General features: G+C 73.6%; 7 protein-coding genes. 4 read left to right on the top strand and 3 right to left on the bottom strand.

From position 1 onward, the window contains the following. The first annotated feature begins 186 nt into the window (after nt 1–186). Nucleotides 187–843 (top strand): hypothetical protein, encoded by a 657-nt coding sequence (locus ACEPPI_RS38760; RefSeq protein ID WP_373919955.1) that lies wholly within the window; start codon nt 187–189, stop codon nt 841–843. Nucleotides 844–1,139: 296 nt separating this feature from the next. Here the strand turns inward: ACEPPI_RS38760 and ACEPPI_RS38755 are convergent, their stop codons facing one another. Beyond that, complete coding sequence (locus ACEPPI_RS38755) at nt 1,140–2,042, bottom strand: peptidoglycan-binding protein (RefSeq protein ID WP_373919954.1); 903 nt, start codon at nt 2,040–2,042, stop codon at nt 1,140–1,142. 163 nt (nt 2,043–2,205) lie between these two features. On the opposite strand from ACEPPI_RS38755, the gene ACEPPI_RS38750 reads away from it, so the two are divergent. Together ACEPPI_RS38750 and leuE are read left to right on the top strand one after the other, a co-directional pair. After that, the gene (locus ACEPPI_RS38750; protein ID WP_373919953.1) at nt 2,206–3,789 is read left to right on the top strand and encodes a methylmalonyl-CoA mutase; all 1,584 of its coding nucleotides are present in this window, start codon (nt 2,206–2,208) and stop codon (nt 3,787–3,789) included. A gap of 69 nt (nt 3,790–3,858) precedes the next feature. Further along, entirely contained in the window at nt 3,859–4,509 is a 651-nt protein-coding gene (leuE, locus tag ACEPPI_RS38745; RefSeq protein WP_373919952.1) for a leucine efflux protein LeuE, read from the top strand. Here the strand turns inward: leuE and ACEPPI_RS38740 are convergent. Then, nucleotides 4,502–5,854 (bottom strand): polysialyltransferase family glycosyltransferase, encoded by a 1,353-nt coding sequence (locus tag ACEPPI_RS38740; protein WP_373919957.1) that lies wholly within the window; start codon nt 5,852–5,854, stop codon nt 4,502–4,504. The two genes, leuE and ACEPPI_RS38740, sit on opposite strands and share 8 nt — an antisense overlap. 14 nt (nt 5,855–5,868) lie before the next feature. Further along, nucleotides 5,869–6,885 (bottom strand): glycosyltransferase family 2 protein, encoded by a 1,017-nt coding sequence (locus tag ACEPPI_RS38735; RefSeq protein WP_373919951.1) that lies wholly within the window; start codon nt 6,883–6,885, stop codon nt 5,869–5,871. Between the two features lie 182 nt (nt 6,886–7,067). On the opposite strand from ACEPPI_RS38735, the gene ACEPPI_RS38730 reads away from it, so the two are divergent. Continuing rightward, nucleotides 7,068–8,198 (top strand): DUF6716 putative glycosyltransferase (locus ACEPPI_RS38730; RefSeq protein ID WP_373919956.1); only part of this gene is annotated, 1,131 nt, incomplete at its 3' end.

The raw sequence follows: 8,198 nt of genomic DNA, 5'->3' as shown, positions 1-8,198 counted from the left end.
GTTTGCTGACTGGCAGCTATCCGAGACCCGTCTGACCTGCGCCGATGCCCGTGAGCATTGCATTGTTCTGGAACCGGGGCCCTCGGGACCGGCGCGCGGGGCGCGGGCGACGACTGTGAACCGCTGGTCGACCTGGCCCCGATACCCCGCGTACGGATCCCCGCGCAGCGGCGCGGCGGAGCCCCCGTGCGCTTCGGGCTGGCCGCCGCGCTGGCCGGCGTCGCCGTCGGCGGGATCGCCGCCGCCGCGGCCGGCGGCCTGCTGGACCGTGTGACGCATCACACCGCGGGCCCCGCCCCTGCCGTCTCGATCAGCGCCGGTCCCGATCCGGCGCCCGCCGCGGACACCACCGGCCCCGACCTCGTCCCGCAGCCGCGCCCCACCCCGCCGCGCGGCGGCGAGGGCCTGGCGCCCGCCAGTCCGGGCGCCTCCCGGATGCCCGGTACGGAGACCCGTACGATCCCCGGTGCCCCCTCGGGCAGCCTGTCGCTGCCGCCCGGCACCGCGGGCACGGGAGCGGGATTCGGCGCGGGGACCGGTACGGACGGCGGTCGCGACAAGGTCACCGACAAGCTGACCGGCGGCAAGGACCGCGAGCCGGACACCCAGGTCAAGCCCGCCGACCTGTGCCAGGCCTACCGCTCGGGCCGGATGGACGACGACCGCCGCGAGCGCCTCTCCAGGCTCGCCGGCACCCCGGCGAAGATCGCGCGCTTCTGCGAGGCCCTGCTGGACGGGGTCCGCGACGGCCTGCCGCAGAGCGGCACCGTCGACCCGGGCAGCGCCCTGCTCCCGACGCAGACCGCGAAGGCGGGCGGCGCGCTGGGCTTCCGTACCCGCTGATCCCGGACCCGTCGGTTCCCCACCCGTTCGGCCGCGGCTCCGTGCTGCCGCTTGGCCGAAAATCGCCGTAGTTTCCGGTCCGGATCGGGGTCTGCTCCGGCCGCCGAAACGTCGGGGCAACGCCCCGCACGGAGGCCAGTAACACTTTCCGCAGCTTCGGCGCAGTACATATTGAGCCGACTGGTCATCGGCCGCGCATGAGCCGGGGTTCCCCCCGTACCCCTGGGCTCTGCGCAACCGGCGCGGGCGGGGCACGTTCCCCCGGCCCTGCCCGCGCCCTCAATCCGCTACCGGGTTCACCAGTAGACGACGACCTTGTCGCCCACCTTCACCTGGTCGAACAGCGCCGACAGCTTGGCCTTGTCGCGGACGTTCACGCAGCCGTGCGAGGCACCGGCGTAGCCGCGGGCCGCGAAGTCCGACGAGTAGTGCACCGCCTGGCCCTCGCTGAAGAACATCGAGTACGGCATCGACGTGTGGTAGATCGTCGACGTCCACTCCTTGGCCTTCCACCCCACCTGGAACTCGCCCTCGCGGGTCGGGGTGTTCTCCGAACCGAAGCGCACGTCCATGGTGGAGACCACCTTGCCGTCGATCATCCAGGCGAGGGTCCGGCTCTCCTTGCTGATGCACATGACCCGGCCCTGCATGCAGCGCGGGTCCGGGGCGTCGACCTCGTTGGTGGTCGGCGGGCGCAGCTCGTCCTCCGTCGGCTTCTTGGTGAGGCCCTGGACCTTCTGCCAGGTGGCCTCGTCCACCGAACCGGTGGCGGCGAGCCCGTGCCGGGACTGGAAGGTCTTGACCGCGGCGGTGGTCTTCGAGCCGTAGAACCCGGTGGGCGCCGTCGAGACCAGCTTGAGCTGGCGCAGCCGGGCCTGGAGGTCGCGGATCTGCTCGCTCTCGTCCCCGTTCGCCATGATCGGCTGCACGCCGGGGGAGGAGGACGGCGCGGAGGACGGCGCGGAGGCCGACGGGGAGGCCGACGAGGAGGGCGACTGCGACGGCGACGCCGCGGGCGAGGACGCCCCCGCCTTGCCGTCGTCCGGGGTGGAGGGGGAGGCCTCGGGCGAACTCCCCGCCACCGGCGAGGACGGCGACGCCGGCCCGGCGCCGGACTTCTGGGGGCCGCAGCCGGTCGCTGCCAGCGCGACGGCCGCGGCCAGGCCGAGCGTACGGATCATGACTCTCTGGCGGTGCATCGCGGTCCCCCGATTTCGACGTCGTGTATCTGGGTGATGCTTCGTGGGCGTGGACAGTTGCGGACGTTCACCCGTTGTTGCCCCATTGTGACCAGCGGCCGCCGCGGGCACGGTTGTACCAGCCCCGGGCCGGCCGGCAGCACGGACACGGAGGAATCGCGTCATGGTCCGTCCCGCACCACGCAGCGAGAGCGGCATCCCGATCGAACCGGTCTACGGGCCCGAGGACCTGAGGGGCTGGGACCCGGCGGTGAGCCTGGGGGAGCCGGGGGCGTACCCGTACACCCGGGGGATCCACCCCACCATGTACACCGGGCGCCCCTGGACGATGCGCCAGTACGCCGGGTTCGGTACGGCCGCCGAGTCCAACGCCCGCTACCGGCAGCTCATCGAGGGCGGCGGGACCGGGCTGTCCGTGGCCTTCGACCTGCCCACCCAGATGGGGCACGACTCCGACGCCCCGCTCGCCCGCGGGGAGGTCGGCAAGGTCGGGGTGGCCGTGGACTCCGTCGAGGACATGCGCACGCTCTTCGAGGGGATCCCCCTGGACCGGGTCTCCACCTCGATGACCATCAACGCCCCGGCTGCCCTGCTGCTGCTCATGTACCAGCTCGTCGCCGAGGAGCGGGGCATCGATCCCGCGCTGCTGACGGGCACCGTGCAGAACGACATCCTGAAGGAGTACATCGCGCGCGGGACGTACATCTTCCCGCCCGGCCCCTCCCTGCGGCTGACCGCCGACACCTTCCGCTACTGCCGCGCCGAGATCCCGAAGTGGAACACCATCTCCGTCTCCGGCTACCACATGGCCGAGGCCGGGGCCTCGCCCGTACAGGAGATCGCCTTCACCCTCGCCGACGCCGTCGCGTACGTCCGTGCCGCGCTGGCGGCCGGCATGGAGGTCGACGCGTTCGCGCCCCGGCTGTCGTTCTTCTTCGTCGCCCGCACCACCCTGCTGGAGGAGGTCGCCAAGTTCCGGGCGGCCCGGCGGATCTGGGCCCGGCTGATGCGCGAGGACTTCGGGGCGCGCGACCCGAAGTCGCTGATGCTGCGCTTCCACACCCAGACAGCCGGGGTCCAGCTGACGGCGCAGCAGCCGGAACTGAACCTCGTACGGGTGGCCGTGCAGGCGCTGGCCGCCGTACTGGGGGGCACGCAGTCGCTGCACACCAACTCCTTCGACGAGGCCATCGCCCTGCCCACGGAGAAGTCGGCCCGCCTCGCGCTGCGCACCCAGCAGGTGCTCGCGTACGAGACCGACGTCCCGCACACCGCCGACCCCTTCGCCGGTTCGTACGCGGTCGAGCGGATGACGGACGAGGTGGAGGCGGCCGCGCTCGCCCTGATGCGCAGGATCGAGGAGCTGGGCGGGGCGGTCGCGGCGATCGAGGCCGGCTTCCAGAAGGGGGAGATCGAGGCCAACGCGTACCGGATCGTGCGGGAGCAGGAGGCCGGGGAGCGGGTGGTCGTCGGGGTCAACCGGTTCGCCCTCGACCAGGAGGAGCCCTACGAGCCGCTGCGGGTGGACCCGGCGATCGAGGCCCGCCAGTGCGCGGCGCTCGCGCGGCTGCGCGCCGGGCGGGACGGGGCGGCGGTGGAACGTGAGCTGGCCGCGCTGCGCCGGGCGGCGGCCGGGACAGGGGAGAACGTGCTCCCCCCGATGAAGGAGGCGCTGCGGGCGCGGGCCACGGTGGGGGAGGTGTGCGGGGTGCTGCGGGAGGTCTGGGGGGCGTACGAGCCGAGCTGACGGGCGGGCCGGCGGATGCGACGGAATTCACTGGCACGACAGGTGCGTCCCTATGGGACACTCCTGCACATGCTGGGTGTGACAGATCTTCCTACGTATCTCGCCGCCGTCGTGCTGATCGTGCTGCTGCCGGGACCGAACTCCCTCTACGTGCTCTCCGTGGCCTCGCGGCGCGGGGTGAAGGAGGGCTACAAGGCCGCCTCCGGGGTGTTCACCGGTGACACCGTGCTGATGGTGCTGGCCGCCGTCGGCGCGGGCGCGCTGCTCCAGACCAGCCCGGTGCTGTTCACCGCGGTCAAGGTGCTCGGCGCCGGGTACCTCGGGTGGCTGGCCGTGGGCATGCTGCGCGGCGCCCTGGCCATGTGGCGCAGCCGCCGCTCGCCTGACGAGGAGGCCCCGGCCGGGGAGGAGGCCGCCGGCGCCGTCGAGCGGCCGTTCCGGCGGGCGCTGGTGGTGAGCCTGCTCAACCCGAAGGCGATCCTCTTCCTGCTGTCCTTCTTCGTGCAGTTCGTGGACCCGCACTACTCCTACCCCGCGCTGTCCTTCCTGCTGCTGGGGACCGTCTCCCAGCTGGTCAGCCTCCTCTACCTGTCCACCCTGATATTCACCGGCACCCGCCTCTCCGCCGCCTTCCGCCGCCGCAAGCGGCTCGCGGCCGGGGCCACCTCGGCGGCCGGCGTGATCTTCCTGGGCTTCGCCGCGAAGCTCGCCGTCAGCTGACCCGGCGCAGACCCCGCCGCAGCCGGTGCACGACCCGGCGCACGGCGGGGCTGCGGGGCAGGAAGGACAGCTGCGCGGGGATCCCGCCCGGCAGGCCCAGCGTGGTGAGCCGACGGCGGTTGAAGTAGTGCCGGGTCCGCTCGCCCAGGTGCCGGGCCAGATGGGCCTCGGCCCGCTCCCGCCGGTCGGCGAGGATCCGGGGCTGCATGGCGAAGCCGACGGCGGTGACCAGGCCGGGCAGGTCCTCCGGGGCGCCGTCCTCCGGGGCGCCGGGCCCGTCGCCCGGCGCCGCCGCCAGGTCCGGGACCAGCGCGTCCACCAGTGTCAGCGGGATCCGGTTGCTGTTCTGGTACGGGGCCAGGCGGGCCAGCAGCGGGCCGGTCCCGGTGCGCGCGACCGGGATCCCGTACAGGGCCCGCGCCGTGAGCAGCCCCGTCGAGAAGCAGCCCGCCACCAGCGCGGGGCGCAGCCGCTCGTACAGGGTCTCCGCCAGGACGGGCGCGTCCAGCACCGTCAGCCGCGCCCCGAGGCGTTCCGCCTCCGTCTCCGCCCGCCGGGAGTAGGCCGCCGGGGCGGAGGGGTGCGGTTTGAAGACCAGTTCCCGGTGGCCCCGCTCCCAGGCCCCGCGCACCATCGCGACGTGCAGTTCCTCCTCCTGCGCCGGGGACATCAGGTCCAGCGCGGAGAGGTACTGGCCCAGGAGGAGGGCGCAGGACTCGCGGGGTTCGTAGCCGCTGTCGTCGGGCAGTGCGGCCAGCTCCGCCATGACCTTGAGGAAGGCGGGCGCCGGGACCGGCTCCGGGGGCACCCCGAACTCCGTCAGCAGCAGCGGCTCCAGGCCGGGGACCAGGTCCAGGTGGAGCACTCGCCGGACCCGCATGCCGATCTGCGGGTCGAGGCGGAAGCGGGTGGGGCCGTAGGACATCAGCCCGTCCGCGTACACGTCGATCGCCGCGCCCGGGAACAGCCGGCACAGGCTCTGCGCGGGCGGCACCTGGAGGGACTCCACCACCAGCTCGACCCGGTCCCCGCCGAGCCCCCACAGGGCGCGCAGCTGCCGCTCCCACAGCGGGACGTCGTCGGGGCGCGGGGCCCAGGTGCTCGGGTGCTGCGGGGCGAGGAAGGCGTTCCAGTCGCGCACCTCGTCGAAGCGGGTCCGCAGCGCCTCGAAGCCCGGCATGGCGTCGATGCCGGGGGTGACCTCGGGGGTGAGGGAGTGGTTGCTGGTCAGCAGGATCCGGCGGGCTGCCGCCGGGAAGGCGCCCGCGTCGAGGGCGGCGGCGAGGGTGGCCGTCCCGTAGAGGGTGGAGGCGAGGAAGACCTGGGTGACGCGGTCGCCGGGCACGCGGCGGTCGCCGTTCACGCGGCGGCACCGGGAGCAGCGGTGGCGCCGGTGGCCGCGGTGGCCGCGGTGGCCGGCGTGCGGCGCCGCAGTCTGCGCAGCAGCGCGGAGCGGTCGGCGTCCATCGAGTCGAGCGCCTGTTCCAAAAGGGGCCGCGGCATGCGCCCGAGCGCCTCCGCGCTCATCACACGGAGTTTTTTCGCCACGGCCGGTTCGAGCCTTTCGGTGGTGCCGATATGGTGCGCGATAATCGCGCAATACGTTCGGACGGCCTTGGGGAGCAGGAGTTCGGATTCCCGGTCCGTGGCGGTGTCCGCGAGTACTTGATCAAATGCTCGAATGAAATCGAGCTGACGCTCGTCCCCGATCTGGGTGAGCGAGGTGGAAATGCCGCGCCGGTAGAAGATTCCGGCCTCGCCGATCGCCGCGAAGGACCGCGCCGTACGGTGCAGCCGCCAGATCCACGGCCGGTCCTCCGCCGTCCGCAGCCCGTCCGTGAAGTGCAGCAGGCCCTGGTCCAGCAGCCGCCGGTGGTACATCCCCGCCCAGGCGTACGGGTAGTCCACCGCCGTGGCCCGCGCGGTCGGCAGGATCCCCGCGCGCGGATCGCCCACCACCCCCTGCGGCCCGTAGGGCACCCGCTGCACGATCCGCTCCCGGCCCGTCACCTGTACATGGTCGGTACGGACGAAATCGCAGTTCAGAGCCTCGATGGCGGCCAGCGTACGGGCCAGGTGGCCCGGCGCCGGCCAGTCGTCGCCGTCCAGGAAGGCGATGTACTCGCCGCGCGCCGCGTCCAGTCCGGTGTTGCGGGCCGCCGCCAGCCCGCCGTTGCGGTCCCGTCTGAGGTGGACCGCCCCGGGCAGGCCGCCCGCCGCCGCGCGCTCCAGGAGCTCGGGCGTCCCGTCCGTGGAGCGGTCGTCGACCAGCAGGAACTCGAAATCCTCACGCGCGTTGAGAGCGAGTCCCTTCAGGACGTCCGGTGCGTACGTCTGCACGTTGTAGAACGGCACGACAACAGAGAGCTTGGGCACCCGCGAGACATTAGGACGCGGCCCGGCATTCACCGTGGCCCGGATGCGGATTCCATGTGAACGACGCGGGGCGGGCACGTTAACCAGGACGCTTTCGCATTTCGTCGACGGGTTGTTAACCCGCCGTTGTGCGCTCGTTGGGCCGATCACCGGAAATGCGGAATAGCTTCTGCCGGGTGCCAGTGCCACTCAGCAGCAGCCGGTCCGGTCAACGCGTCGCCGTACTCGCGGATTCCGACACGCGCTGGAAATGGGGCGCCCTCACCGCCCGCCGCCTCGCCCCCGACGCCCCCGCGCCCACCGGGTACGTACTGCGCGGCCGGGCCACCCCCACCGCGCGCCAGCTCGGCGAGGCGGGCGTCGGGGAGGCGGACGCCGGTCCGGTGGAGGTGACCTGCGCCGAGTTCCTCGCCGAACTCGGGCGCCGGCACTACGACGTGGTCGTCCTCGCCCTCGTCGGCGGCGCCGTCCAGGCCGTCCTGCACGGGGCGCGCGCCCTGTGGCCCGACCCGGCCGCCCGCCCCGTCCTCGTCACCGGCTACGTCGGCGTCGTCTACGAGAAGCTCGCCGACGGGCTCCTGCTGCGGCACGGCGCCGACCTGGTCCTCGCCAACTCCCGCCACGACGCCGCCCGCTTCCGCGCCGTGTACGAGGGCGCGGGCGCCGATCCGGCGGCCGTCGTCGAGACCGCCCTGCCCTTCCTGGAGGGTGCGGCGTACGAGGGCGCGGGCGACCGCGCCCACCGGGTCGTCTTCGCGGTGCAGCCCTCCGTCCCGGAGGGCCGCCCCGACCGCGCCTACCTCCTGGAGCGCGCCGCCCGGCACGCCCGGCTGCACCCGGGGCGGGAGGTGCTCGTCAAACTCCGCAGCCGGCCGGGGGAGCACACCACGCACCTGGAGGAACACCCCTACCAGCGCCTGGCCGAGCGCCTCCCGGGCGGGCTGCCGCCCAACTGCCGCCTGACGTACGGGAACATGGGCGAGGTGCTGGACGGCACCGACCTGCTGGTCACCGTGTCCTCCACCGCCGCCCTGGAGTCCCTGCACCGGGGCATCCCGACCGCCGTCCTGACCGACCTCGGCATCCGCGAGGCGCTCGGCAACCACCACTTCCTGGGCTCGGGCTGCCTGGCGTCGTGGGACCAGCTCGACGGGGGGCTGCTGCCGGTCGGCGACCCGGGCTGGCTCACCGCCCACGGGGTCGCCCCGGCCTCCCCGGCCGCCCCGGCCTCCCCGGCCTCCCCGGGCACGCCGGTCGTGCCGGCCGCTGCCGGCCCGCCGGATTCCGCCGCCGCTCCACCGGGTGCCGTCGCC

It is taken from the genome of Streptomyces sp. AB3(2024), assembly GCF_041862025.1.
GTDB lineage: Bacteria > Actinomycetota > Actinomycetes > Streptomycetales > Streptomycetaceae > Streptomyces.
The sequence above is the reverse complement of the archived record's forward strand: the minus strand, read 5'-3'. Positions and strand labels throughout refer to the sequence as shown.

What these genes read in the sequence shown, in the direction of transcription:
- ACEPPI_RS38755 (WP_373919954.1), bottom strand. Translation starts at nt 2,042, where the DNA reads ATGCACCGCCAGAGAGTCATGATCCGTACGCTCGGCCTGGCCGCGGCC.
- ACEPPI_RS38750 (WP_373919953.1), top strand. Translation starts at nt 2,206, where the DNA reads ATGGTCCGTCCCGCACCACGCAGCGAGAGCGGCATCCCGATCGAACCG.
- leuE (WP_373919952.1), top strand. Translation starts at nt 3,859, where the DNA reads ATGCTGGGTGTGACAGATCTTCCTACGTATCTCGCCGCCGTCGTGCTG.